The sequence below is a fragment of the Salmonella sp. SAL4457 genome, from assembly GCF_046548235.1.
Taxonomy (GTDB): Bacteria; Pseudomonadota; Gammaproteobacteria; order Enterobacterales; family Enterobacteriaceae; genus Salmonella; species Salmonella enterica.
In genome coordinates this window covers 1-424 of sequence record NZ_JBGDZO010000076.1, presented here as the reverse complement: position 1 = coordinate 424, position 424 = coordinate 1, and the positions used below count along the sequence as shown (strand labels likewise).

1 protein-coding gene is annotated in these 424 nt (G+C 67.7%); it reads right to left on the bottom strand.

The window, feature by feature from the left end; translation table 11 throughout:
• Positions 1-424, bottom strand: a 424-nt coding sequence (hflX, locus tag ACLJNW_RS23300) for a GTPase HflX (RefSeq protein ID WP_410961099.1), incomplete at both ends; no start/stop codon positions are given.

Sequence of the window (424 nt, the reverse complement as noted above, 5' to 3'; positions counted from 1 at the left end):
ACCTGCGCATCCCGTTCGGGCTCGTAGGCGTCGATCACGTGCAGCAGGAGGTCGGCGTTGCTCGACTCTTCCAGCGTAGCGCGGAAGGCCTCCACCAGCTTGTGCGGCAGGTGGCGGATGAAGCCCACCGTGTCGGCCAGCACCACCGGCCCGAGATCGTCCAGTTGCAGGCGACGCAGGGTGGGGTCGAGGGTGGCGAACAACTGGTTGGCGGCATACACCTCGGAGGCGGTGAGCGAATTGAACAGGGTCGATTTGCCGGCGTTGGTATAGCCGACCAGGGAGACCGCCGGGATATCCGCGCGCTTGCGCCCGCGTCGAGCCTGCTCGCGCTGGCTGCGGACCTTCTCCAGGCGCTGCTTGATCTGGCGGATGCGCACGCGCAGCAGGCGTCGGTCGGTTTCCAGCTGGGTCTCGCCCGGAC